Below are 23,962 nucleotides of genomic sequence, written 5' to 3'. Positions count from 1 at the left end.
CCGCTTAAGAAATCCTCGATGGACCGGAACGGTCGAGGTCGGCACATTGGAGTCGATCACCGCACGACGCTCACCGCACGACGATCCACCCAGATCGGCCACCGCGCGGTACCACCGTTCTTCAGCACCATCACCCCCGGGAGCCGCGCCCCATGAAGGCACTTGTCAAACAGAAGGCCGAGCCGGGGCTGTGGCTCATGGACGTCCCCGAGCCGGAGACCGGCGACGGCGACGTGCTGATCAAGGTGGCCCGTACCGGTATCTGCGGCACCGATCTGCACATCCGCGCCTGGGACGGCTGGGCCCAGCAGGCCGTCACCACGCCCCGGGTCCTCGGCCACGAGTTCGTCGGTGAGGTCGTCGCCGTCGGCGCCGCCGTCCGGGAGATCGCCGTGGGCGACCTGGTCAGCGGCGAGGGCCACCTCGTCTGCGGCACGTGCCGCAACTGCCTCGCGGGCCGCCGCCACCTCTGCCGCAGTACGGTCGGCCTCGGCGTCGGACGGGACGGGGCGTTCGCCGAGTACGTCGCCCTGCCCGCCTCGAACGTCTGGGTCCACCGCTCCGACATCGACCTCGACATCGCCGCGATCTTCGACCCGTTCGGCAACGCCGTGCACACCGCGCTCTCCTTCCCGCTCGTCGGCGAGGACGTGCTGATCACCGGCGCGGGCCCGATCGGGATCATGGCCGCCGCCGTCGCCCGGCACGCCGGGGCGCGCCATGTCGCGATCACCGACGTCAGCCCCTACCGCCTGGAACTGGCCCGCAAGGCCGGCGCCACCCTCGCCCTCGACGTCTCCGCCCCCGGCAGCGGTATCGCGGAGGCGCAGCGCCGGCTCGGCCTCAAGGAGGGCTTCGACATCGGGCTGGAGATGTCGGGCCGCCCCGAGGCGCTGCGCGACATGGTCGACAACATGACCCACGGCGGCCGGATCGCCATGCTCGGCCTGCCCGCCGAGGAGTTCGCGGTCGACTGGTCGAAGATCGTCACCTCGATGATCACCATCAAGGGCATCTACGGCCGGGAGATGTTCGAGACCTGGTACGCGATGACCGTGCTCCTCGAAGGCGGGCTCGACCTCACCCCCGTCATCACGGGAAGCTACGGATACCAGGACTTCGAGGCCGCCTTCGACGAGGCGGCGACCGCCCGCAGCGGCAAGATCATCCTCGACTGGACCGGCTGAGCCCGGCCGCACCGCCTCGGCGGCGCGGCCGGACCTGCCGGCCCCCGCGAGCGCCCCGCAGAAGCACGCAGAAGCCCACAGAACGCACAGGGAGCCCCCATGTACGGGTCCGTCCGGGACGAACTGTCCGCCACCCTCGACGAGATCCGCGCCGCCGGTCTCTTCAAGCCCGAGCGCGTGATCTCCACCCCGCAGAGCGCCTCCGTCGCCGTCGCGGCGGGCGGCGCGTCCGGCGACGTACTCAACTTCTGCGCCAACAACTACCTGGGCCTCGCCGACCACCCCGATGTCGTCGCCGCCGCCAAGGACGCGCTCGACCGCTGGGGCTACGGCATGGCCTCCGTACGGTTCATCTGCGGCACCCAGGAGATCCACAAGGAGCTGGAGCAGCGGCTGTCCGCGTTCCTCGGCCAGGAGGACACGATCCTCTACTCCTCCTGCTTCGACGCCAACGGCGGCGTCTTCGAGACCCTGCTCGGCCCGGAGGACGCCGTCATCTCCGACGCCCTCAACCACGCCAGCATCATCGACGGCATCCGGCTCTCCAAGGCCCGCCGGCTGCGCTACGCCAACCGTGACCTCGCCGAGCTGGAGACCCGGCTCAAGGAGGCGCAGGACGCCCGGCGCCGGCTGATCGTCACGGACGGCGTGTTCTCCATGGACGGATACGTCGCCCCGCTCGCCGAGATCTGCGACCTCGCCGACCGCTACGACGCCCTCGTCATGGTCGACGACTCGCACGCCGTGGGCTTCGTCGGCCCCGGCGGGCGCGGTACGCCCGAACTGCACGGGGTGCTGGACCGGGTCGACATCCTCACCGGCACCCTCGGCAAGGCGCTCGGCGGCGCCTCCGGCGGCTATGTCGCCGCGCGCGCCGAGATCGTCGCCCTGCTGCGCCAGCGCTCCCGCCCCTACCTCTTCTCGAACTCCCTCGCCCCGGTGATCGCCGCCGCCTCCCTCACGGTGCTCGACCTGCTGGAGAGCGCCGGTGAGCTGCGGGAACGGCTGAACGCCAACACCCGGCTCTTCCGTACGAGGATGACCGAGGCCGGGTTCGAGATCCTGCCCGGCGACCACCCCATCGCCCCGGTCATGATCGGCGACGCGGCCGAGGCGGGCCGGATGGCGGAACTGCTGCTGGAGCGCGGCGTGTACGTGATCGGCTTCTCGTACCCCGTGGTGCCGATGGACCGCGCCCGGATCAGGGTGCAGCTCTCCGCCGCGCACTCCACCGAGGACGTGGAGCGGGCGGTCCGCGCCTTCACCGAGGCGCGGGACGTCATGAAGAACGAGGGCTGACGGGACGGGGCGGGTACGGGCGCGGGACGGGGCGGTCCGGTGGCGCGCGGGCGACCTGGCAGGATGGCGCGGGTGATCGACCCACGCCGGCTGCGCGTCCTGCGGGCCGTCGCGGAGCACCGTACGGTGACCGCCGCGGCCGCCGCGCTCTATCTGACCCCCTCGGCCGTCTCCCAGCAGCTCGCCGCGCTGGAGCAGGAGACCGGCCACTCTCTGCTGACCCGCAGCGGCCGGGGCGTCCGGCTGACCGCCGCCGGGGAGATCCTGCTCGCCCACGCGCACGAGGTCCTCGCCCAGCTCGAACGGGCCGAGGCGGAGCTGGCCGCGTACGCGGGCGGCACGGCCGGCGAGGTCACGGTCGCCGCGTTCGCCACCGGTATCGCGGAGGTGCTGGCCCCGGCCCTGCGGCAGCTCGCCGGGGAGCACCCCGGCATCCGGGTGCGGGTACGGGACGCCGAGGGCGACGAGAGCCTGCCGCTGGTGCTCGACGGCGAGGCGGACGTGGCCGTCGCGGTCGAGTACCGGGGCGCCCCGCGCGAGGACGACCTGCGGCTCTCCCGGGTGGCGCTGTACGCGGAGCCCTTCGACGCGGTGCTGCCCGCCGCCCATCCGCTGGGTCTCGAAGCGGAGGTCACGCTCGACGGTCTCGCCGACAGCGACTGGATCGGCCCCTACCCGGGCAACCCCTGCCACGACGTCATACAGCTCGCCTGCGAACTGGCCGGCTTCCAGCCCCGTCTGGCGCACTCCTCGGACGACTTCCGCGCGGTGGTCGCGCTGGCGGGCGCGGGCGCGGGGGTGGCGCTCGTGCCGCGCTCGGCGCTGCGCGGCATGGAGCTGAAGGGCACGGTCGTACGCCCGGTGGTGGGCCCGGCCGCGACCCGCCGCGTCTTCGCCGCCGTACGCCGGGGCGCGCAGGACCATCCGCTGATCCGCCCGGTCCTGGCGGCGCTGTCGCTGGCGGCGGCCGGGGTGACGACGGGCTGAGCGCCGGAGGGCCCGCGCCGCCCGGCCGGGCGGGAGCGGCCGGGAAGGGTCAGCCGAGCAGGACCAGCAGGAGCACCAGGACGGTCAGGGCGCCGGCCGTGGCGCCCGAGGCGCGCAGCAGCAACTGCCGGGACGGTACGCGGGTCACCGTGAGTCCGCGCTCGTCGGGGAGCACGTAGAAGACCCAGTTCGGCTGGTTCACCAGCTTCAGCCGGGTCAGCCGCAGGCTCCGGACGCTCACCTCCCGCGCGATCTCCCTGGTGTCGCGGGCGAGATGGCCCTCCAGGGAGCGCCGGTGGATCCGGTCGACGCCGTCCGGCACCGAGAACGGGTCGCCCCCCGCCGTGGTCAGTTCGCGCCAGTCGGCCGTACGCCGGTCGAGCCGGTGACGGACCTGGCGGGGCCAGCTCCGTCTGGGCAGCGCCAGAGCGGTGGCGGACGGCCTGCGCCGGACGACCCCGCGGACCCAGCGGACGACGCTGCCCTTGCCGCCGCACTGCTTGTGCTCGATACGGCGGGAGCCCCGGCACTCCTCGCACTGGACGACATGGCTGCCGCCGCACGTGGTGCAGGCGATGACGCCCCGGCCCCGGCAGCTCGCGCAGGCCGCCTCCTTGCGGCGGCAGCGGGCACAGGTGGTCCTCGGCGGCGCTTCGGCGCCGCGGACGGGCCGTGCGGCGGGCGCCACCGGGGGCTTCCCGCCCGGCCCGGGTTTCCCGCCCGGCGCCGGCTTCCCGGTGCCCGCGCGCCGGGCCGGGGGATCGCGCGGTACGTCCGGGCAGTGGGCGCACGAGCCGACCCCGAGGCACTCCGGGCAGAGCGCCGTCTCGGGGTCGGGGCACTGGTGGCTGCCGCGCCCCTCGCAACCGGTGCAGGCGATACGGCCGTTGTCGCAGCTACAGATGATCTCCCGGTCGGAGCCCTCGCGGACCAGCTCCAGCGTCAGCCGCTCGTGGGCGTCCTTCGGGGCCGCCAGGACATGGTCGCGCAGCTCGTCCCGGTAGCGGGGGCGGCCGGACAGATCGAGCGGTCCGTGGTGCTCGGCGTCCTCCTCCTCGCGGGTCTCGACACACCGGACCGTCCGGGCCCGCAGGAGCTGATGGCGCTCGATCTTCCGTACACCCTCCACCAGTTCGCGGTGGGGATGGCGCGTGCGGCGGTTGCCGCCGCCGTACGCGAGGACGGCTTCGAGGAGCGCTTCCTCGGACGGCTCCTGGCCGGGACGCGGCGACCCGGTACCGAACGCGGCCTTCTCGTACGGTCCTTCCCGGGACGGTCCTTCCCCGGACGTCTCATACGCGGACGGTTCGTCTCCGTACGGTTCTCTTCCGGACGGTGCGTCGGACATGGCCGGTTCCCCTCCCCGACGCGGGCCGCGCCCGCACTGAGCGCAGCGTAAGGGGGCGGCCGACGCCCCCTCAAGTGGCGTGCGGGGGCGCTCGTCGGTGCGCGCCGGGGCGCGTACGATCCGTCCTGCCGCGGGGCGCGGGCCTCTCCCGGGTCAGGCCAGCAGGCTCGGCGCCGCCTTGTCCAGCACCGCGCCCACCCGCTCCCAGGTCTCCATGTCCCGCTCCACCGGCTCCAGTTCGGTGCCCTCGCCCGCGTTCCACGCCGTCGCCACCGCCACCGGGTCCTCACCCGTCGCCGCACCGGCGGCGAGCGCGGCGGCGCCGAGGGCGACGAGTTCGCCGCCCGCCGGCACGATCAGCGGCCGGCCCGAGAGGCGCCGTACGGTCTCCACCCACATCCGGCCCTGGGCGCCGCCGCCCACCAGCCGCATCGGGCGCCCCGCCACCTCCGGGTCGGCCGGGTCGAGCCCGCACGCGCGCGAGACCTCGTCCAGGGCGCGCAGAACGGTGACGACGGCTCCCTCGTACGCGGCGCCCAGGAGCTGCTGCGCCGTGGTGTCGTGGCGCAGCCCGGTCAGCAGTCCGGACGCGGCCGGCAGATCGGGGGTGCGCTCCCCGTCGAGATACGGCAGGACGACGGCCTCGCCGCCGGGCACCGCGTCCTCCCGGTCGAGCCGGAGCAGCGCAGCCACCTTGTCCACGGCCAGCGTGCAGTTGAGGGTGCAGGCCAGCGGCAGATACGTACCGTCGGCCGCGGCGAACCCCGCGAGCGCGGCGGACGCCGGACGGGTACGGGTGGCGGCGAAGACGGTGCCCGAGGTGCCCAGGGAGAGTACCGGGTGGTCGAGCAGCCCGGCGCCGCCCAGGCCCAGACCGACCGCCGCGCTCATGTTGTCGCCGGTGCCCGCGGCGACCGCGACCCCGGCGGGCAGGCCGAGTTCGGCCGCCGCCCCGGCCGTCAGCGAGCCGACCCGGGTGGCCCCGGTGGCCGCGACGGCGGGCAGCAGCGCCGGGTCGAGACCGAGGAGCGCGAGCAGTTCCTCGTCGTAGCCGCCGGTCGCCGTCGAGTACCAGCAGGTCCCCGAGGCGTCGCCCGGGTCCGTCGCCGCGACCCCGGACAGCCGTTCGGTGAGGAAGTCGTGGGGGAGCCTGACGGCCGCCGCCGCGCCCGCCACGGCGGGGTCGTTCTCCCGCAGCCACTGCCACTTCGAGGCCGTCATCGAGGCCACCGGCACCGAACCCGTACGCGCCGTCCAGGCGTCGGGGCCGCCGAGCGCCTCGGTGAGCGCGGCGGCCTGCGGGGCGGAGCGGGTGTCGTTCCACAGCAGCGCGGGACGCAGCGGCCTGCCGCCGCGGTCCAGCACCACCAGTCCGTGCTGCTGTCCGGCGACCGCGATCCCGGTCACGGCCGAGGGCGCCGCACCGGACTCCTTCAGCCCGGCGGCGACCGCCTCGCGCAGGGCGTCCCACCAGACCTCCGGGTCGCTCTCCCGGGCCCCGCCCTCGCCGGTCACCCGGTGCGGGGCACGGCCCACGGCGAGCAGCCGACCGGTGGCGGCGTCGGTGAAGGCCGCTTTCGTGGACTGCGTGGAGCTGTCCACGCCGATCACGACCGGGCTCTGCGACATGGGCGTACCTCTTCCGAGCAGCGGTTTTGGACGTCGGGAGAACAAATTACGCGATGGGGCGGCGCACGGGAACCGTCCGGCCGATCATCGCTCCCGGCCGGAAGCGGGTGCGCCCCCGGTGCGGAGTCGGCGCGGATGCGGCGTGGGGCTTCACCGCGCGGCGACCGGCATGCATTATTAGTCATGTCAGGAAACAAAAAGGTTTCGGCGCGCGCCGGACCTGAGGTATCGAAGGCGGCCAGAGCATGACGGAACGCTTCACCCCCACCCCTGAGGACAAGTTCAGCTTCGGTCTCTGGACGGTGGGCTGGCAGGGCAGGGACCCCTTCGGGGACGCGACGCGCCCGGCCCTCGACCCCGTCGAGTCCGTGCAGCGCCTCGCCGAACTCGGCGCGTACGGCGTGACGTTCCACGACGACGACCTGATCCCGTTCGGCTCCTCCGACACCGAACGCGAGTCGCACGTCAAGCGCTTCCGGCAGGCTCTGGACGCCACCGGGATCGTCACCTCCATGGTCACCACCAACCTCTTCACCCACCCCGTCTTCAAGGACGGCGCCTTCACCGCCAACGACCGCGACGTCCGCCGCTACGCGCTGCGCAAGACGCTGCGCAACATCGACCTCGCCGCCGAGCTGGGCGCCAAGACCTTTGTGGCGTGGGGCGGGCGCGAGGGCGCGGAGTCCGGCGGTGCCAAGGAAGTACGGGCCGCGCTCGACCGGATGAAGGAGGCGTTCGACCTCTTCGGCGAGTACGTCACCGAGCAGGGGTACGACCTGCGTTTCGCCATCGAGCCCAAGCCGAACGAGCCGCGCGGCGACATCCTGCTGCCCACCGTCGGCCACGCCCTGGCCTTCATCGAGCGGCTGGAGCGCCCCGAACTGTTCGGGGTCAACCCGGAGGTCGGCCACGAGCAGATGGCCGGGCTGAACTTCCCGCACTCCATCGCCCAGGCCCTGTGGGCGGACAAGCTCTACCACATCGACCTCAACGGCCAGAACGGCATCAAGTACGACCAGGACCTGCGCTTCGGCGCCGGTGATGTGCGCGCCGCCTTCTGGCTGGTGGACCTGCTGGAGAGCGCGGGCTGGGACGGCACCAGGCACTTCGACTTCAAGCCGCCGCGCACCGAGGACTTCGACGGGGTCTGGGCCTCCGCCGCGGGCTGCATGCGCAACTACCTGATCCTCAAGGAGCGGGCCGCCGCCTTCCGCGCCGACCCGCTGGTCCAGGAGGCGCTGCGGGCCTCGCGCGTGGACGAGCTGGCGCAGCCCTCCGCCGCCGACGGGGTGGCCGGACTGCTGGCGGACCGTGCCGCGTACGAGGAGTTCGACGTCGAGGCCGCCGCCGCGCGCGGAATGGCGTTCGAGCACCTGGACCAGCTCGCGATGGACCATCTGCTCGGGGCCCGCTGACCCGGCGGACCGGGGCGTGCGGACGCCGGACGGATCCCCGCGGGGGCCGTCCGGCGTCAGCCGTCCCCGTCGCGCCTCTCGCGCCTGTCGCTCCCGGCGTCGTGCCCGGTCCCGGAGCCCCCGTCGCTCCTGTTGTCGTACCTGGTTCCGGAGCCGCCGTCGCTCCCGTTGTCGTGCCCGGTCCCGGAGCCGCCGTCGCTCCTGTCGCTCCCGTCGTGGTCCCGCCCGCTGTCGTCCCGCCGTACGTGCGCCACGGGGTCGGCCAGCACCGCCCGTACCACCAGCGCCGCCCCGCCGCGCGCCGCGTCCCCCGCCGAGGAGGACGCGCGCAGCCGCCCGCTGCCGCGCGGCCACAGGCCCGACACCACCCGCGCCGTCAGCTCCCGGTCGGCGGCGGGCGACAGCCAGGGCATCAGCTCCCGGTAGATCCCGCCGAGCACGACGGCGTCCGGGTCGAGGAGGTTCACCGCCCCCGACAGCACCCGGCCCAGCATCGTCCCGGCCCGCCCGATCGCCGCCAGGGCCGCCGCGTCGCCCCGTCGCGCCCGGCGCTCCAGCTCCGCCACGCCCGGCACGCCGGCGTTCTCGTCGATGCCCGCCGCCCGCAGCAGCGCCGACTGGCCCGCGTACTGCTCCAGGCACCCCCGGGCGCCGCACCGGCAGAGCGGTCCGTCCGCGTCGGCGACCACATGGCCGATCTCACCGGCGAACCCATGGGCCCCGCGCAGGAGTTCACCGTCCAGCACCAGCGCCCCGCCGACGCCGATCTCACCGGTCAGATAGAGGAACGTACGGAGTCCTCCCGGGCTGCCGAACCACAGCTCGGCCAGCGCCGCGAGATTGGCCTCGTTCTCCGAGCGCACCGGAAGCTCCGGCGCCGTGGGACGCAGCCCGGCCAGGGCGCGCGCGAACAGGGCCTGCGCGGGCACCCGGTTCCAGCCGAGGTTCGGCGCCTGGCGCACCGTTCCCCCCGACACCAGCCCCGGCAGGGCGAGTTGGACGCCCACCGGGTGCAGACCCTGTTCCGCCGCGGACTCCAGGGTGCGCGCGGCGATCCGGGCGCCCCGGGCCAGCACCTCGGCGGGCTCCGTGCCGCGGTTGTCGAGGTGTTCGGTCAGCCGCACCCGGTCGGTGCCGGACAGATCGACCACGCACACCGACACGTAGTCGATGTTGATCTCCACGCCGATCCCGGCGGGGCCCGAACGCGTCACCTTCAGCACGGTGCCGGGCCGCCCGGCCTGCCCGCTGAAGGTCTTGCCGGACTCGGAGAGGAATCCGCTCTCCATCAACTGCTCGACCAGGGAGGAGACCGCCGCCCGGGTCAGCCCGACGCGCGCCGCCACCCCGGCCCGGGTCGTCTCGCCCTCGTCCCGTACCGCCCGCAGTACCAGGCTCAGATTGTGGCGGCGTACGGATTCCTTGTCGGCCTTGGGGCCGAGCGGGGTGTGGTTGGTGTTCATCTCGCGGACGAGCCTATGTGATCCGAAACAGCCGGAACGGGTCACTCGGCAAGCCGGATGTCTCATTCCGCCTGATGGTGCGATTAATTAGTAATTAATCTTGACGGGGCTCACGGGGATCGTCAGGCTGGGGCCGCCGAACGAGGAGCAGCCACGTGACCACGCACGCGCCCGACCAGCCCCCGGCCGACCGGATCTCCACCGACCGGTGGATCCTGCGCACGGAGAACACCACCTACGCCGTCGCGCTCGAACCGGACGGCCAGTGGGCCGAACTGACCGCCTGGGGACCGCACGGCGTGGAGAGCGGCCCCTCGCCGCTCGACTGGTCGCGCCGTACGCACTTCGTCACCCCGGCTGATCTGGCGCCCGCCGAGTACATCCCGTACGGGCTGCGGCCGTTCACCGGCGCCGACCTGCTCGCCCAGCGCCCCGGCGAGGACCGCGGCGTGTGGTGGACCTTCTCCGGGTCCGAGCAGGACGGGGACCGGGCGCTGCGGCTCGTCTTCACCGACGACGTCCTCGGACTGGAGACGACCCTCCACTACGAGAGCGTCCCCGGCACCGATGTGATCCTGCGCTGGGCCGAACTGGTCTGCACCGGCGCGGACGAACTGCGCCTGGAGCGCTTCGACTCCGCCGCCGTGAACATCCCCGTCACGGCCGGGGCCCGGCTCACGTACCTCACCGGCCAGTGGGCCCAGGAGTTCCGGCGCACCCAGCTCGAACTCACCCGGGGCCGCTTCGAGATGGCCTCCACCCAGGGCGTGCCCGGCCACGCGTACGCGCCCTGGCTCGCCGTGCAGGACGCCGCGCACCCGGACGGGACCACCGGGGTGCCCACCTACGGGGTCGCCCTGGAGTGGCCGGGGAACTGGCACATCACCACCGACGCCGAACCCGGCGGCGCCGTCCGGGTCCGCGCCGGACGGCTGCCCCACGAGGGCGCGGTACGGCTCGCCCCCGGCGCCTCCCTCACCACCCCGAGACTCGCCTGCGCCTTCAGCCCGGACGGACTCGACGGTCTCGCCCGGGTCTGGCACCGCTACGAGCGCGGGCTCACCGGGGAGCGGACGCACCGTACCCGCAAGGTCCTCTACAACTCGTGGGAGGCCACCGGCTTCGACGTCGATGCCGGCAGCCAGCTCGAACTGGCCCGGATCGCCGCCGACATGGGCGCCGAACTCTTCGTCGTGGACGACGGGTGGTTCCCCGGCAGGGACGACGACACCGGCGGCCTCGGCGACTGGCGCCCCGACCCGGCGTCCTTCCCGGCCGGGTTCGACGCCTTCGTCGGCGAAGTCCGCGCCCTGGGCATGGACTTCGGCCTCTGGGTGGAGCCCGAGTGCGTCAGCCCCCGCTCCGAGCTGTACGCCGCGCACCCCGAGTGGGTCTACCGGGTGGACGGCCGCCCCGCCCGCCTCGTCCGCAACCAGCTCCTGCTCGACCTCGGCCGCCAGGACGTCCAGGACTTCGTGCTCACCACCTTCGACCGGCTCCTCGGCGACCACGAGATCGGCTACCTCAAGTGGGACATGAACCGGCCGCCGACCGAGCGCGGCCGGCCCGGGGCAGGACCCGCCGAACACCTCGACCTCGACGCCGCGCACGTCGCCGGCTATCTGCGCGTCCTCGACCACCTCCGCGCCCGCCACCCGCACGTCACCGTCGAGGGCTGCTCCGCGGGCGGCGGCCGGATCGAGCACGCCACCCTCGCCCGTACGGACGTGGTGTGGCCCAGCGACAACACGGCGCCGCTCGACCGGCTCGCCATCCAGTACGGCTATCTGCACGCGCACGCCCCACACACCATGAGCTCCTGGGTCACCGACTCGCCCGGCATCTTCGATCCGCGCCCCCGCTCGCTCGGCTTCCGCTTCGTCAACGCGAGCGCCGGTGTCCTCGGGATCGGCGCGGACATCCGTACCTGGAGCGCGGAACGGCGCGCCGAGGCCGCGCGCTGGGTCGCCCGCTACAAGGAGGTCAGGGAGGTCGTCCACCACGGCGAGGCGCGGCTGCTGAACACCCCCGACGACGCCACCTGCGGGGTCCAGTACGAGGAGCCCGGCGGCGGCCGGATCGTCGTCACCGCCCTCAGCACCGGGCGGCTCGACGGGGCGCCCCTGGTCCCCGGCCGGCCGGCCCGGCTGCGGCTGCGCGGGGTGGACCCGGCGGCCCGGTACACCGACGCCGCCTCGGGCGAGACCTACGGCGGCGCCCATCTGGCCCACTACGGGCTGCCGTTCGCGTGGACCGCGGAGTACGACGCCGAACTCGTCGTGCTGGTACGGCAGTAGACGGCCGGAGCCCTCGGACACCAGGCCGTAACCTCAGAACACAGCCCCTGTCCCCGAAGGCCGAGGAGTCGTACCGTCCCATGCGCCCCACGTACGGAACCGCCCGCTTCACCGACCGGGTCGCCGTGGTCACCGGCGCCGCCTCGGGCATCGGCGCCGCCACGGCGGGCCGCCTCGCCGCCGAGGGCGCCTCGGTCGTCCTCGCCGACACCGACGCGGAGCGCGGGGTGCCCGTCGCCGCGCGGATCCGGGAGGAGGGCGGGCGCGCCGCGTTCGTGCTGGCCGATGTCGCGGAGGAGGACGGCTGGGACCGGATCGTCACCGCAGCCCACACCTTCGGCCCCGTGGACGTCCTGGTCGGCAACGCGTACACCGTCGAGGTCACGGCGGCGCACGAGATGACCCTCGCCTCCTGGGAACGGCAGCTCGCGGTCAACCTCACCGGTGCGTTCCTCGGCTTCAGGGCGGTCCTGCCGGACCTGCGCGCCGGGCGGGGCGCCGTGGTGCTGACCTCGTCCGTCCACGCGCGCCAGGGCGTCCCGGGCCATCCCGCGTACGCCGCCTCCAAGGGCGCCCTGCTCTCGCTCTGCGCCCAACTCGCCGTGGAGTACGGGCCGGAGGTACGGGTCAACGCGGTCCTGCCGGGCCCGATCCTCACCGCCGCCTGGGACGCCGTCCCCGAGGAGGAGCGGGCGCGCAGCGTGGCCGGGACCGCGGCGGGCCGCTTCGGCACTCCGGAGGAGGTCGCCGCCGCGATCGCCTTCCTCGCCGCCCCGGAAGCCTCGTACATCACCGGATCGAGCCTGCTGGTGGACGGCGGGTGGAGTGTGAAGAAGGCGACCGTCTGAGACGCGCCGCACCGGCCGACCAGGAGAGAGGCGGACCTCTATGGCGCCGTACGCACCCCGTGGAGTGCACGGCCGGACGGTGGAGACCCTGGCGCGCCGGGTGCTCCACGGGCAGCTCCCCGAAGGCGCCACGCTCGATCTCCCGGCGCTGCGGCGGGAGTTGGGCATCAGCCTGACCGTCCTCAGGGAGTCGCTGAAGGTGCTCGCGGCCAAGGGCATGGTCGACGCCCGGCAGAAGCGCGGCACGTTCGTCCGGCCCCGCGCCGACTGGAACCTCCTCGACGCGGACGTGCTGCGCTGGCAGTGCACGGCCGGACCCGGGGCGCCGGCCGCCCTGCTGCGCGATCTGGCGGAGGTCCGCGCCGTCGTCGGTCCCGCCGTGGCCCGGCTGGCCGCCGAGCGCCGTACGGACGCCGACCTCACCGCGCTGGAGACGGCCCTGACGGAGATGGCGGGGACGGCGGGGACGGCGGGGACGGCGGGGACGACAGGGACGGCGGCGGGCCCGGCCCGATCCGCCGGGGCCGGGGCGGCGTTCCACCGGGCGCTCCTCGCGGCCACGCGCAACGAGCTGCTGGAGCGGATGGGCCCGGTCGTCGTGCCGGGCCCGGTCGGCGCCCCGCACCCGGCGGACCCGGTGCCCGGCCACCGGGCCGTCCTCGACGCCGTACGGGCCGGGGACCGGGACGCCGCGGAACGGGCGATGCGCGCCCTGCTCGGCGCGCGGTGAGCCCTGGGCGCGGAGGGGCTACCCGCGTTGCCGCGCCGGACGCTGCGCGGGGACCGTCCCCGGCTTCGCGCCTGTCCCCCGAGGCGTGCCCGTACCGCCGTCCGCCCACGCGGGCGCCGTTCCGGTGAGCTGGCAGACCATCAGGTAGAAGGGGATCGGCGGGGTGTACGGGGTGGGCGCCTGCGGCCAGTGGATCAGCTTGGGATGGTCGGCGGGCACCGTCGTACCGCTGATGTAGCGCGCCGGGGACGGCCAGGCCAGATCGAGGTCGGAGCCCGCCGGGACGATCCACCACCACCAGTCGGTGTCCGCGAAGACGCATCCCGTCCGGGGCAGCCGGGCCATCAGCCGGAAGCCGTGCTCCGCGGGCACACCCACCGCGTCGCACCCCAGGGAGGCCGGCAGTGTGGCCGGCAGGGGCAGCGCCGTCCCGCGCGGCGCGGTGTCACGCAGACCGCGGGTCAGCCGCTGGAGCGCGGTCCTCAGCACGGCGGCTCCGTTCCGCGCGGTGCCTCCGTGGTCCGCGCGGGCCGGGCGCCGCGCGGCAGGGGCACGGCCGCGCCGTGCGCCGCGGGGCCGGGGTGCGGCAGTTCGGCCCAGACGACACGCCCGGGGCCGTAACCCGATGTGTCGTGGGCTCCCCAGCCGCTGCACATCGAGTCGACGAGGAAGAGACCACGGCCGCCCTCGCCCTCCGCCTCGCCGTCGGCGGTGTGGTGGAGCTGAGGTCCGGTGGGGCCGTACCCCTGGTCCTCCACCGCTATCCGCAGGCGTCCCCCGCCGTCGCGTATCTCGCAGACGACGCGGGTGCCCGCGGCGTGCACGATCGCGTTCGTCACCAGCTCGGACACGACGAGGACCGCGGTGTCGCGGGTCTCCTCGTCCAGTTCCCAGAGGGTGAGGCGGGCGTGTACGAGCTGTCTGGCGCGCCCCACGGACTCCGCGTGGGCGGGCAGTCGGAACCCGTAGCGGCGGACTGCGTTGCCAGGGCACAGGGCGATGAGCTGGGGGGTGAGCGCGTTACCAGGTGCCACGACCGATTCCTAACGGTGGGGGAGCAGCGGATGCGAGCAAGACCTCTCCCATGGCAGAGCCGACAACCGCGTGAACTGGTTCACCGGTCCACTGTCCACCCGCCGAGGACACTTGGCAAGTAGCACTCTGAAAAATTCAGAGTGCCATGTTCTTCGTCGAATCGGCATGGCAGACTGCGGGTAACCGTGCGTGGGAAGGACCCAGAAGTGAGTGAACCGCGGTCCGCCCCGACCGTGGGCCAGGTCGTACTCGGCAGACGCCTCCAGGATCTGCGCGAGCGCCGCGGCCTGAGACGCGAGGAGGCCGCCAAGCTCCTGCGGGTGGCTCCGGCCACGATCCGCCGGATGGAGACGGCCGAGGTCGCGCTCAAGGTCCCTTACGTACAGTTGCTGCTCAAGGCGTACGGCGTACCCGAGGAGGAGGCGGAAGCCTTCGTCGAACTGACGGAGGAGGCGAACAAGCCCGGCTGGTGGCAGCGGTTCCACGACATCCTGCCGGACTGGTTCAGCATGTACGTGTCGCTGGAGGGCTCCGCGTCCCTCCTGCGGGCGTACGAACCCCATTTCGTTCCCGGGCTGCTCCAGACCGAGGAGTACGCGCGGGCCGTCATGCACGCGGGAGCGGTGGGACAGGCTCAGCCGGAGGAGATCGAACGGCATGTGGCGCTCCGCATGGAACGCCAGTCGCTCCTCACCCGTACCGACGCGCCCAGATTCTGGGTGATCATGGACGAGACCGTGCTGCGCCGCCCCGTCGGGGAGGATCCGCAGATCATGCGGGCACAGATCGACAGGCTGCTGGAAGCCTCGGAGATGACCAACGTGACCTTGCAGATCGCGGAGTTCTCCAGCGGACACCACCCGGGTACCTACGGGCCGTTCGTTCTCTTCCGTTTTGCCGTGCCGGAGCTGCCTGACATGGTCTACAGCGAGTACCTGACCGGTGCCGTCTACCTTGACGCACGTCCCGAAGTGGCCACCCACCTCGAGGTCATGGACCGGATGGCGGCCCAGGCCGCAACTGCACCACGCACGAAGGAGATCCTCAAGGATGTCCGCAAGGAGCTGTGAATGGACCCCATATACAACGGCATGCCCGCGGCCGACCTCGGCAGCGAAGGCTGGCACAAGCCGTGGAGTGGCGGCAACGGCGGCAACTGCGTCGAGGCCATGAAGCTGGCCGACGGCAGGGTCGCCGTGCGTCAGTCCGCCGATCCGGGCGGGCCGGCGCTGATCTACACCATGAGTGAGATCGCCGCCTTCATCCAGGGCGCCAAGTCGGGACAGGCGGACTTCCTGCTCACGTGATCCGCCGCCGTACCGGGAAGGACGGCGGCGGCACCAGAATCGTCACTGAATCACGGGGAGCGCGGCGTCGCAGCACTTTCAGGTGCGCTGCGGCGCCGCGCTGTGTCACCGGGGCGGAGCCACCGGGCCGGGATCAGGTCGGAGCAGACAGGGTCAGGCACCCACCCTGCGCTTGTTCCAGACGTCGAAGCCCACCGCGGCGAGCAGCACGAGCCCCTTGATCACCTGCTGGTAGTCGGTGCCGATACCGACCAGCGACATCCCGTTGTTCAGGACGCCCAGCACCAGACCGCCGATGATCGCGCCGAACACCGTGCCGACCCCGCCGGTCATCGACGCGCCGCCGATGAACGCGGCCGCGATGGCCTCCAGTTCGAAGTTGATACCGGCCTGCGGCACCCCCGCGTTGAGCCGCGCCGCGTAGACGACGCCCGCGAGCGCCGCCAGGACGCCCATGTTGACGAAGACCAGGAAGGTGACCCGCTTGTCCTTGACGCCGGAGAGCTTCGCCGCCGCCTGGTTGCCGCCCAGCGCGTACACATGGCGGCCGACCACGGCGTTGCGCATGACGTAGCCGAAGCCGATCAGCAGCGCCGCCAGCAGCAGCAGGACGACCGGCACACCCCGGTAGCTGGCCAGGGTCATGGTGAAGGCCAGCACCGCGGCGGCCAGCGCCACCAGCTTGACGACGAACAGGTTGAACGGCAGGACGTCCAGGTCGTACGCCTGCTGCCGGCGCCGGTCCCGGAACTCCTGGAAGAACGCGAACGCCAGCAGCGCCAGCCCCAGCAGGAGCGTCAGGTTGTGGTAGTTGGTGGACGGACCGACCTCGGGGAGATACCCCGTCGAGATCTTCTGGAAGCCCTCGGGGAACGGGCCGAGCGAGCGCGACCCCAGGAAGATCTGCGTACCGCCGCGGAAGATCAGCATCCCGGCGAGGGTGACGATGAACGATGGAATGCCGACGTACGCGATCCAGAACCCCTGCCAGGCCCCGGCGATCGCGCCGATCAGCAGCCCCAGGATCAGCGCGGGCACCCAGGGCATGTCGTGTTCGACCATCATCACCGCGCAGGCCGCGGAGACGAACGCGGCCAGCGAGCCGACCGACAGGTCGATATGGCCCGCGACGATCACGATCATCATGCCGATGGCCAGGACCAGGATGTAGCTGTTCTGGAGAACCAGGTTGGTGACGTTGTTCGGCTTGAGGAGGACCCCGTCCGTCCATATCTGGAACAGGACGACGATCAGGCCGAGCGCGACGAGCATGCCGTACTGGCGCATGTTGCGGCGCGCGGCCTCCATGAGCAGCGCCCCCGTCGCGGAGCGCCCGGACGGAGGCGTCGGTGGCGCGTCCTTCGGTGTGTCGCCCTTCGGCGTGTCGGTGGTGACCGGACCCATGTGGACTACCTCGTGTTCTTGGTCATGTGGCGCATCAGTACTTCCTGGGTCGCTTCCGCCCGCGGGATCTCACCGGTGAGCCGGCCGGCCGCCATCGTGTAGATGCGGTCGCACATACCGAGCAGCTCGGGGAGTTCCGAGGAGATGAAGACGACCGCCTTGCCCTCCGCCGCGAGCTTGTCGATGACGGTGTAGATCTCGTACTTCGCACCGACGTCGATCCCGCGGGTGGGCTCGTCGAGAATCAGCACATCGGGACCCGCGAAGATCCATTTGCTGAGCACGACCTTCTGCTGGTTGCCGCCGGAGAGCCGCCCGACCTGCTCGAACACCGTCGGGGTCTTGATGTTCATGCTCTTGCGGTACGACTCGGCGACCCGGCTCTCCTCGTGCTCGTCGACGATCCCGCGCCGGGCCACCTTGGAGAGCGCTCCCAGGGTGATGTTGCGGCCGATGGTGTCGATGAGGTTGAGCCCGTACTGCTTGCGGTCCTCGGTGACGTACGCGATCCCGTGCGCCACCGCCTCCGGTACCGTCCTCGTCCGGATCTCCGTGCCGTCCTTGAGGACCGTCCCGCTGATGTTGCGGCCGTAACTGCGGCCGAACACGCTCATGGCCAGCTCGGTGCGCCCGGCGCCCATCAGCCCCGCGATGCCGACGATCTCGCCCCTGCGGACTTCGAGGGAGACCTCGTCCACGACCTTGCGCTGCTGGTCGATGGGGTGGTGCACGGTCCAGTCCCGGACCTCCAGGGCGGGCCGCGCCTCCGGATCACCCGCGTACGGGGTGCGTTCGGGGAAGCGGTGGTCGAGATCGCGGCCGACCATGCCCCGGATGATCCGGTCCTCGGTGGTCGACTCCGCGCTCACGTCCAGCGTCTCGATCGTCCGGCCGTCCCGCAGGATGGTGACCGAGTCCGCCACCTCGGCGATCTCGTTCAGCTTGTGCGAGATGATGATCGAGGTGATGCCCTGGACCTTCAACTCCTTGATGAGCCGCAGGAGCTGGGCGCTGTCGTTGTCGTTGAGCGCGGCCGTCGGCTCGTCCAGGATCAGCAGCTTGACCCGTTTGGCGAGCGCCTTGGCGATCTCCACGAGCTGCTGCTTGCCCACCCCGATGTCGGCGACCCGGGTCTGCGGATGCTCGTTCAGACCCACCCGCTTGAGCAGTTCGGCGGCGTGCCGGAGCGTGTCGTTCCAACTGATGAAGCCCCGGGTGGCGTGCTCGTTGCCGAGGAAGATGTTCTCGGCGATGGACAGATAGGGGATCAGGGCGAGTTCCTGATGGATGATCACGATGCCCTGGGACTCGCTGGCCTTGATGTCCTTGAAGGCGCACGAGTCGCCTTCGAACAGGATCTCGCCCTCGTAACTCCCGTGCGGGTGGACCCCGCTGAGGACCTTCATGAGGGTCGACTTGCCCGCACCGTTCTCACCGCAGATGGCGTGCACCTCGCCCGGCGCCACGGTCAGCGTGACGTCCGAGAGCGCCTTGACGCCGGGGAAGGTCTTGACGATGGAGCGCATTTCCAGGACGGGGGCCGCCGCACCGGCGGCCCTCGCCGTACCGACTGGTGGGGTCACTTCAGGTCCTCGGCCTTGAGGTAGCCGGAGTCCACCATTTCCTTCTGGTAGTTGGACTTGTCGACGCTGACCGGCTTCAGCAGGTAGGCCGGGACGACCTTGGCCTTGTTGTTGTACGAGGTCTCGTCGTTGACCTCGACCTTCTTGTCGTTCAGCATCGAGTCCGTCATCTGGGCGGCCGTCTTGGCCAGCAGGCGGATGTCCTTGAAGACGGTCATGGTCTGCCGGCCCGAGATGATCGACTTCACCGAGGCGACCTCGGCGTCCTGCCCGGTGACCAGCGGATACGGCTTCGCCTTCGTCCCGTAGCCGTCGGACCTGAGCGACGAGAGGATGCCGATGGAGATCCCGTCGTACGGCGAGAGCACCGCGTCCACGGTGTCCGAGCCGTACGCCCTGGTGAGCAGGTCGTCCATGCGCTTCTGGGCCGTGCCGCCGTCCCAGCGCAGGGTGGTGACCTGGTTCAGCTTGGTCTGTCCGCTGCGGACGACGAGCTGCTTGTCGTCGAGGAACGGCTTGAGGGTCTTCATCGCGCCGTTGAAGAAGTACTGGGTGTTGTTGTCGTCGGGCGAACCGGCGAACAGCTCGATGTTGAACGGGCCCTTCTTGCCGCCCTCCTTCAGCCCCAGCTTCTCGATCAGGTAGGTGGCCTGGAGGACACCGACCTTCTCGTTGTCGAACGACGCGTAGTAGTCGACGTTCTTCGTGCCGAGGATGAGACGGTCGTACGAGATGATCTTGATCTTCTGGTCGGCCGCCTGCTGGAGCACATCGCTCAGGGCGCTGCCGTCGATGGCCGCGACGATCAGGACGTCCACGCCCTTGGTGATCATGTTCTCGATCTGGGCGACCTGCTGGGCAACATTGTCCTCGCCGTACTGGAGGTCGGTCTTGTAACCGAGCTTCTTCAGTTCGGACACGACGTTGTTGCCGTCCGCGATCCAGCGCTCGGACGACTTGGTCGGCATCGCGATGCCGACGGTGGAGCCCTTGCCGCCCTTCGTGTCGTCCTTGCTGCCGCCCTCACTGCTCTGCCCGCAGGCGGCGAGTGAGAGCACCAGGGAGAGCGAGGTGACGGCGAGTGCGGCTCGGCGAGTTCGCATGGGTACATCAGTCCTTGTCGTCGGTCAGTGGAAAGCGGTTGAGCGCACCCGGCAGCCGGGAGCCGAGCGGCGACATGCCACCGTCGGCGCCGTGGCGTCCGAGCAGATCGAGGACGAGCCTGCCGCGCCGTACCCGTTCCCGGGCGCTGCTGAGGGCGGTCTCGCGGAGTTGCGCGCCGAAGGGGTAGATACCCGGGGACTTCGACAGGCCGAACTTGAGGTAGAGCGGGGCGCCGCGCCGGATCAGCTCGGCCGCCTCGTACATCCGGACGTAGCCGCCGAGGTCGTCGGGGGCCTCGATGTAGAGGTCCATGGGGGCCCGGCTGACCCGGCGGATCTCGGTGAAGTGCGCGAGCGCCAGGTCCGAGGGGATGTTGATCGAGTCGGCGCCGAGGCGCTCGAAGACCGCGTACGACGCCGGGTTGACCGGTCCGATCAGCGCCGACACCTTGAACGTGGTGTCCTCGGGCAGCACACCCCGCTCACGCAGCCCGTGCAGGGTCCACAGCACGCCCTCGTCGGCGACGAGCAGGCACTTGACCCCGAGGGAGGTGGCGCGCAGCGCGTCCTCGACACAGCCGGCCAGCGCGTCGTGGCCCCGGGCGCGCAGCCCCGCGCCGCCGGAGTCGGTACGGGTCGAGCCGCCGGTGTCCCAGGTGCCGCGCGGCCCCGTGAACAGGCACAGCTCGATGTCCCGGGACGCGCAGGCGTCCACCATCTCGGTGATCTCGGCGTCGGTGAGCATCCATACGCCGCTGCCCTGGCTGACGCGGTGGACGGGCACATCGAGCCGGTCGGACTCCTTGAAGACCTCGACCAGGCTCTCCGGGCCCTCGACGGAGGGGATCTCGGTCCGCCACAGCCCCCCGTCGGGGAAGGAGTGCGCGGAGGCGTCCGCGGGGCTGAGGGCGGGGGCGGCCAGGCCGAGCGTGGCGAGCGCCTGCTCGCCTGGACGGCGGGGGGCGGGGGCTGATGCGTCGGTCACGGACGAGTCCTTCGGTTCGGTCCTACGCGTCGGTCGTACGCGTCGGGCGTGGTGCGGGGTGCGCGCCGGTACAGGGCGCGTGGTGGTACGGGGGCCGCGGCGGCGCGGCGCTGTCCCACAGGTGGTTCCGGACACCGGGTCATGGCAGCAGCAGCACCTTCCCGGTCCCCGGATCGCCCCCGCCGACCAGCGCCACGGCCTCGCCGAACCGCTCCAGCGGGAACTCGTGGGTGATCAGCGGCGCCGGGTCCAGCACTCCGGCGGTGAAGGCCCGTACCGCGAAGGCCCAGGCGGACGACGGCGCCCCGAAGACGCCGTGCACGCTCAGTTGACCGAGCGTCAGCAGCGCCGGGTCGATCCCGGTGGCGCCGGGCGCGAACATCCCGGTGAGCACCACCCGGCCGCCGCGCCGCGCCAGCAGACAGGCCGCGGCGGCGGTGCCCGGCGCCCCGGCGGTCTCCACGACGAGGTCGTAGCGCCCGTGCGCCTCCTTGGCCTCCTCCGGGGTGCCGGCGTCCGTAGCCCCGAACTGCCGGGCGGCGGCGCCGCGTTCGGCCCGGGGGTCGATGACCGTCAGCTCGGCGGGGGAGGTGGCGGCCAGCAGTTGGACGGCGAGCATCCCCAGCGTGCCCGCACCGACCACGGCGATCCGCTCGCCGGGCTCGGGACGGCAGGTCCGCACGGCGGCGGCCACCACCGCGGCCGGCTCCAGCAGGGCGGCGGCCCGCAGGTTGGCATCGTTGTCAAGGAGGTGCAGCAGGCGTGCGGGAACGACGACATGGTCGGCGAACGCGCCCGGCACGGTGAAGCCCGTCTCCTCGTACCCGCCGGTGCACAGCGAGGTCTCGCCGGTGCGGCAGCGGGCACAGGTCCCACAGGCGCGGAACCCCTCGGCGACGGTCCGGCGTCCGGTCAACTCCGGTGCCACACCGGGTCCGACGGCCTCCACGGTCCCCGACCACTCGTGCCCCGGCGTCACCGGGTAGCGCACATAGCCGGGGTCGCGGTGGCCGTCGTACACCTCGCGGTCGCTCATGCAGATACCGGCCGCCGCGACGCGCACGCGTACCTCGCCCGGACCGGGCACGGGGACCGGCCCGGTCACCAGGCGGTGCGCTCCTGGCCGGTCGACGACGACCGATCTGTTGGTCGCCGCCGGTCCGGCGGGCATCTCTCGGCCCGCCGGGGACCGGTCGTTCATCGGGGCTCCTTCGGGTCGCGCTTTTCCCAGCCCTCGGCCCACAGGTCGAACCTCGCCTGCTGCTGCGGGAATTCGGCCGCCGCTTCGACGTCGAACTCTACGCCCAGACCCGGCGCGTGCGAGATCTCGAAGCAGCCCGTCTCCGGGTCGACCTGCGGAGCGCCCTTGACGACCTTCTTGATCTCCGCGTCCGCGAAGTCGTTGAAGTGCTCAAGGATCTTGAAGTTCGGTGTGCAGGCGGCGACTTGGAGGCTCGCGGCGGTCAGCACCGAGCCGCCGACATTGTGCGGCGCGATCAGCGTGTAGTGCGTCTCCGCGGTCGCCGCCAGCTTCCGCGTCTCCAGGATGCCGCCGATGTGGCCGACGTCCGGCTGGATGATGTCGGCGGCCTGGGACTCGAAGAGTTCGCGGAACTCGATCCGGTCGTGGATGCGTTCACCCGTCGCGATCGGCAGGTCGACCTTGTCGGCGACCTTGCTCAGCGCCTTCAGGTTCTCCGGCGGCACCGGCTCCTCCAGCCAGGCCGGGGCGTACGGCGCCAGTTCGCGCGCCAGCCGGACGGCCGTCGAGGGGCTGAACCGGCCGTGCATCTCCAGCATCAGCTCGGACTCGGGCCCGATCGCGTCCCGTACGGCCTCGATCAGCGCGACCGCCTCGTTGCTCGCCGCCCGGTCCAGCTCGAAGTGGCCGGTGCCGAACGGGTCGATCTTCAGGGCCCGGTAGCCGCGAGCGATCACGGCCTGGGCCGCCTTGTGGTAGGCGTCCGGGGTGCGCTCGGTGGTGTACCAGCCGTTGGCGTACGCCTTGACCCGGTCGGTGACCTTCCCGCCGAGGAGCTGCCAGACCGGTACGCCCAGCGCCTTCCCCTTGATGTCCCAGCAGGCCATCTCGACGACCGCGATGCCCGACATGACGATCTCACCGGCGCGTCCGTAGTCGCCGTACTTCATCCGGCGTACGAGATCCTCTACCGCGAAGGGATCCGATCCACGAAGATGATTGGTCTCGGCCTCACGCAGATAACCGATGAGCGCGTCCGTCCTGCCGAGCATCCTCGTCTCACCGACGCCGGTGAGACCTTCGTCGGTATGGACGAGGACGTAGGTGAGGTTACGCCAGGGCGTACCGACGACGTGTGTGCTGATTCCCGTGATGCGCAAGACAGGTCCCCAGGGTGTGTTCGGTATTTCGTCACACGTTCGAAATCGTGGCGTGACGGTATTCAGACGCTCCGAGGGGTGTCAATGGGTAGCGCGGCGGTTAGCCTGTGTTCGTCATTCCGGCCGATGGCCGAAGTACCGAACGAGACGGTGGGTGGTCGGCCATGGGACGGCTCGTCCCCGCGGTGACGCGGGCCCTGGACATTCTCGAACTGTTCCTGGAGGGCGACGGGACGCTCTCCGCACCCGATGTCATCCGCAAGCTGGGTCTCCCGCGCACCACCGTGCACGAACTGATCACCACGCTCGCGGCCCGCTCCTACCTGGCGCCCGTCCCCGGACAGCCCGGCCGGTACCGGCTCGGCGTGCGCTCGTACCAGCTCGGCAGCCGGTACGCGGAACAGCTCGACCTCGCGGCCGAGGGGCGCCAGGTCGCCCGCGAGGTCGCCGAGACCTGCGACGAGACCGTCCATGTGGCGATCCTGGAGGAGACCGACGTCATCTACATCGCGAAGGTGGACTCCACGCACGCGGTCCGGATGGTCTCGGCCGCCGGGCGGAGACTGCCCGCGCACTGCACCTCGGTCGGCAAGATGCTGCTCGCGTCGCTCTCCGAGAGCGAGTTGGCGGCCCGGATAGACGGCCATGACTTCCGCGCGATGACCCCGGACAGCATCACCGACCCCGAGGTGCTGCGCACCGAGCTGGCGAAGATCAGGGAGCGCGGGGTCGCCGTGGAGCACCGCGAGTCGAACCCCGACGTGAGCTGTGTGGCGGCGCCGGTACGGGACCGGGCGGGCCGGGTCGTCGCCGCCCTGTCCATCTCCGTACCGATGATCCGCTGGAGCGACGAGCGCGAGGAGGAGCTGTCCCAGCTCGCGGTGAAGGGCGCGGGCGCGCTCTCCGGGCGCCTCGGGCACCGGGGCCGGCCCTGACGGCGGGACGCGGCGGACGCGCGGCGGGAAGGGCGGCGGGACAGAC

The 23,962-nt window shown here is 72.0% G+C and carries 20 protein-coding genes and 1 pseudogene; 10 read left to right on the top strand and 11 right to left on the bottom strand.

Annotation, left to right across the window (positions count from 1 at the left end; translation table 11 throughout):
- The first annotated feature begins 152 nt into the window (after nt 1-152).
- The 3 genes from tdh (at nt 153) to ACFXPK_RS03820 (ending at nt 3,473) form a co-directional block, all read left to right on the top strand.
- On the top strand, nt 153-1,187 hold the full coding sequence (gene tdh, locus ACFXPK_RS03830) for an L-threonine 3-dehydrogenase (protein WP_385005461.1): 1,035 nt from the start codon (nt 153-155) through the stop codon (nt 1,185-1,187).
- A gap of 99 nt (nt 1,188-1,286) precedes the next feature.
- Nucleotides 1,287-2,486 carry a glycine C-acetyltransferase gene (locus ACFXPK_RS03825; RefSeq protein ID WP_385071278.1) on the top strand — a complete coding sequence of 400 codons (1,200 nt, stop codon included), beginning with the start codon at nt 1,287-1,289 and terminating at the stop codon, nt 2,484-2,486.
- A gap of 72 nt (nt 2,487-2,558) precedes the next feature.
- Nucleotides 2,559-3,473: a LysR family transcriptional regulator gene (locus ACFXPK_RS03820; protein ID WP_385005456.1), complete on the top strand. Its 915-nt coding sequence runs from the start codon at nt 2,559-2,561 to the stop codon at nt 3,471-3,473.
- Between the two features lie 49 nt (nt 3,474-3,522).
- Here ACFXPK_RS03820 and ACFXPK_RS03815 read toward each other — a convergent pair whose 3' ends face one another.
- Both ACFXPK_RS03815 and xylB read right to left on the bottom strand, forming a co-directional pair.
- Entirely contained in the window at nt 3,523-4,821 is a 1,299-nt protein-coding gene (locus ACFXPK_RS03815; RefSeq protein ID WP_385071275.1) for a hypothetical protein, read from the bottom strand.
- Between the two features lie 153 nt (nt 4,822-4,974).
- Entirely contained in the window at nt 4,975-6,450 is a 1,476-nt protein-coding gene (gene xylB, locus ACFXPK_RS03810; RefSeq protein WP_385005450.1) for a xylulokinase, read from the bottom strand.
- Nucleotides 6,451-6,695: 245 nt separating this feature from the next.
- On the opposite strand from xylB, the gene xylA reads away from it, so the two are divergent.
- A complete protein-coding gene (xylA, locus tag ACFXPK_RS03805; protein ID WP_385071272.1) occupies nt 6,696-7,865 on the top strand; it encodes a xylose isomerase in 1,170 nt (389 codons plus the stop codon).
- A 245-nt stretch (nt 7,866-8,110) separates the two neighbouring features.
- Here xylA and ACFXPK_RS03800 read toward each other — a convergent pair.
- Nucleotides 8,111-9,328 (bottom strand): annotated as a pseudogene (locus ACFXPK_RS03800) (ROK family protein); the annotation flags it as partial.
- A 155-nt stretch (nt 9,329-9,483) separates the two neighbouring features.
- On the opposite strand from ACFXPK_RS03800, the gene ACFXPK_RS03795 reads away from it, so the two are divergent.
- From ACFXPK_RS03795 to ACFXPK_RS03785, 3 genes are all read left to right on the top strand, one after another.
- Entirely contained in the window at nt 9,484-11,625 is a 2,142-nt protein-coding gene (locus tag ACFXPK_RS03795) for an alpha-galactosidase (protein WP_385071268.1), read from the top strand.
- A gap of 80 nt (nt 11,626-11,705) precedes the next feature.
- On the top strand, nt 11,706-12,473 hold the full coding sequence (locus ACFXPK_RS03790) for an SDR family NAD(P)-dependent oxidoreductase (RefSeq protein WP_385000352.1): 768 nt from the start codon (nt 11,706-11,708) through the stop codon (nt 12,471-12,473).
- Nucleotides 12,474-12,513: 40 nt separating this feature from the next.
- Nucleotides 12,514-13,203 carry a FadR/GntR family transcriptional regulator gene (locus ACFXPK_RS03785; RefSeq protein WP_385071265.1) on the top strand — a complete coding sequence of 230 codons (690 nt, stop codon included), beginning with the start codon at nt 12,514-12,516 and terminating at the stop codon, nt 13,201-13,203.
- 18 nt (nt 13,204-13,221) lie between these two features.
- On the opposite strand, the gene ACFXPK_RS03780 is transcribed toward ACFXPK_RS03785, so the two are convergent.
- Nucleotides 13,222-13,692: a hypothetical protein gene (locus tag ACFXPK_RS03780; RefSeq protein ID WP_385071263.1), complete on the bottom strand. Its 471-nt coding sequence runs from the start codon at nt 13,690-13,692 to the stop codon at nt 13,222-13,224.
- Nucleotides 13,686-14,237, bottom strand: coding sequence for an ATP-binding protein (locus ACFXPK_RS03775; RefSeq protein ID WP_385071261.1), 552 nt, complete (start codon nt 14,235-14,237; stop codon nt 13,686-13,688). The genes ACFXPK_RS03780 and ACFXPK_RS03775 overlap by 7 nt, the downstream gene beginning before the upstream one ends.
- Nucleotides 14,238-14,444: 207 nt before the next feature.
- On the opposite strand from ACFXPK_RS03775, the gene ACFXPK_RS03770 reads away from it, so the two are divergent.
- Entirely contained in the window at nt 14,445-15,308 is an 864-nt protein-coding gene (locus tag ACFXPK_RS03770) for a DUF5753 domain-containing protein (RefSeq protein ID WP_385000343.1), read from the top strand.
- Entirely contained in the window at nt 15,309-15,545 is a 237-nt protein-coding gene (locus ACFXPK_RS03765) for a DUF397 domain-containing protein (protein ID WP_385000340.1), read from the top strand.
- Between the two features lie 153 nt (nt 15,546-15,698).
- Here ACFXPK_RS03765 and mmsB read toward each other — a convergent pair whose 3' ends face one another.
- The 6 genes from mmsB to ACFXPK_RS03735 form a co-directional block, all read right to left on the bottom strand.
- The gene (gene mmsB, locus ACFXPK_RS03760; protein ID WP_385000337.1) at nt 15,699-16,949 is read right to left on the bottom strand and encodes a multiple monosaccharide ABC transporter permease; all 1,251 of its coding nucleotides are present in this window, start codon (nt 16,947-16,949) and stop codon (nt 15,699-15,701) included.
- A gap of 5 nt (nt 16,950-16,954) precedes the next feature.
- Nucleotides 16,955-18,475 carry a multiple monosaccharide ABC transporter ATP-binding protein gene (mmsA, locus tag ACFXPK_RS03755; protein WP_385071406.1) on the bottom strand — a complete coding sequence of 507 codons (1,521 nt, stop codon included), beginning with the start codon at nt 18,473-18,475 and terminating at the stop codon, nt 16,955-16,957.
- A gap of 53 nt (nt 18,476-18,528) precedes the next feature.
- Entirely contained in the window at nt 18,529-19,635 is a 1,107-nt protein-coding gene (gene chvE, locus ACFXPK_RS03750; RefSeq protein ID WP_385000334.1) for a multiple monosaccharide ABC transporter substrate-binding protein, read from the bottom strand.
- 7 nt (nt 19,636-19,642) lie between these two features.
- Entirely contained in the window at nt 19,643-20,620 is a 978-nt protein-coding gene (locus ACFXPK_RS03745) for a hypothetical protein (protein WP_385000331.1), read from the bottom strand.
- A gap of 139 nt (nt 20,621-20,759) precedes the next feature.
- A complete protein-coding gene (locus ACFXPK_RS03740; RefSeq protein WP_385000328.1) occupies nt 20,760-21,821 on the bottom strand; it encodes a zinc-binding dehydrogenase in 1,062 nt (353 codons plus the stop codon).
- On the bottom strand, nt 21,818-22,981 hold the full coding sequence (locus ACFXPK_RS03735) for a mandelate racemase/muconate lactonizing enzyme family protein (RefSeq protein ID WP_385000325.1): 1,164 nt from the start codon (nt 22,979-22,981) through the stop codon (nt 21,818-21,820). The genes ACFXPK_RS03740 and ACFXPK_RS03735 overlap by 4 nt, the downstream gene beginning before the upstream one ends.
- 164 nt (nt 22,982-23,145) lie before the next feature.
- On the opposite strand from ACFXPK_RS03735, the gene ACFXPK_RS03730 reads away from it, so the two are divergent.
- Nucleotides 23,146-23,916 (top strand): IclR family transcriptional regulator, encoded by a 771-nt coding sequence (locus tag ACFXPK_RS03730; protein ID WP_385000322.1) that lies wholly within the window; start codon nt 23,146-23,148, stop codon nt 23,914-23,916.
- The last annotated feature ends 46 nt before the right edge of the window (nt 23,917-23,962 follow it).

This window comes from Streptomyces sp. NPDC059142 (assembly GCF_042755665.1).
In the GTDB taxonomy this organism is placed as follows: Bacteria; Actinomycetota; Actinomycetes; order Streptomycetales; family Streptomycetaceae; genus Streptomyces.
This window is presented reverse-complemented; position numbering and strand designations above follow the sequence as displayed.

What these genes read in the sequence shown, in the direction of transcription:
- ACFXPK_RS03825 (WP_385071278.1), top strand. Translation starts at nt 1,287, where the DNA reads ATGTACGGGTCCGTCCGGGACGAACTGTCCGCCACCCTCGACGAGATC.
- ACFXPK_RS03785 (WP_385071265.1), top strand. Translation starts at nt 12,514, where the DNA reads ATGGCGCCGTACGCACCCCGTGGAGTGCACGGCCGGACGGTGGAGACC.
- mmsA (WP_385071406.1), bottom strand. Translation starts at nt 18,475, where the DNA reads ATGCGCTCCATCGTCAAGACCTTCCCCGGCGTCAAGGCGCTCTCGGAC.
- xylA (WP_385071272.1), top strand. Translation starts at nt 6,696, where the DNA reads ATGACGGAACGCTTCACCCCCACCCCTGAGGACAAGTTCAGCTTCGGT.
- xylB (WP_385005450.1), bottom strand. Translation starts at nt 6,450, where the DNA reads ATGTCGCAGAGCCCGGTCGTGATCGGCGTGGACAGCTCCACGCAGTCC.
- ACFXPK_RS03790 (WP_385000352.1), top strand. Translation starts at nt 11,706, where the DNA reads ATGCGCCCCACGTACGGAACCGCCCGCTTCACCGACCGGGTCGCCGTG.
- ACFXPK_RS03765 (WP_385000340.1), top strand. Translation starts at nt 15,309, where the DNA reads ATGGACCCCATATACAACGGCATGCCCGCGGCCGACCTCGGCAGCGAA.
- tdh (WP_385005461.1), top strand. Translation starts at nt 153, where the DNA reads ATGAAGGCACTTGTCAAACAGAAGGCCGAGCCGGGGCTGTGGCTCATG.
- mmsB (WP_385000337.1), bottom strand. Translation starts at nt 16,949, where the DNA reads ATGGGTCCGGTCACCACCGACACGCCGAAGGGCGACACACCGAAGGAC.
- ACFXPK_RS03740 (WP_385000328.1), bottom strand. Translation starts at nt 21,821, where the DNA reads ATGAACGACCGGTCCCCGGCGGGCCGAGAGATGCCCGCCGGACCGGCG.
- ACFXPK_RS03815 (WP_385071275.1), bottom strand. Translation starts at nt 4,821, where the DNA reads ATGTCCGACGCACCGTCCGGAAGAGAACCGTACGGAGACGAACCGTCC.
- chvE (WP_385000334.1), bottom strand. Translation starts at nt 19,635, where the DNA reads ATGCGAACTCGCCGAGCCGCACTCGCCGTCACCTCGCTCTCCCTGGTG.
- ACFXPK_RS03730 (WP_385000322.1), top strand. Translation starts at nt 23,146, where the DNA reads ATGGGACGGCTCGTCCCCGCGGTGACGCGGGCCCTGGACATTCTCGAA.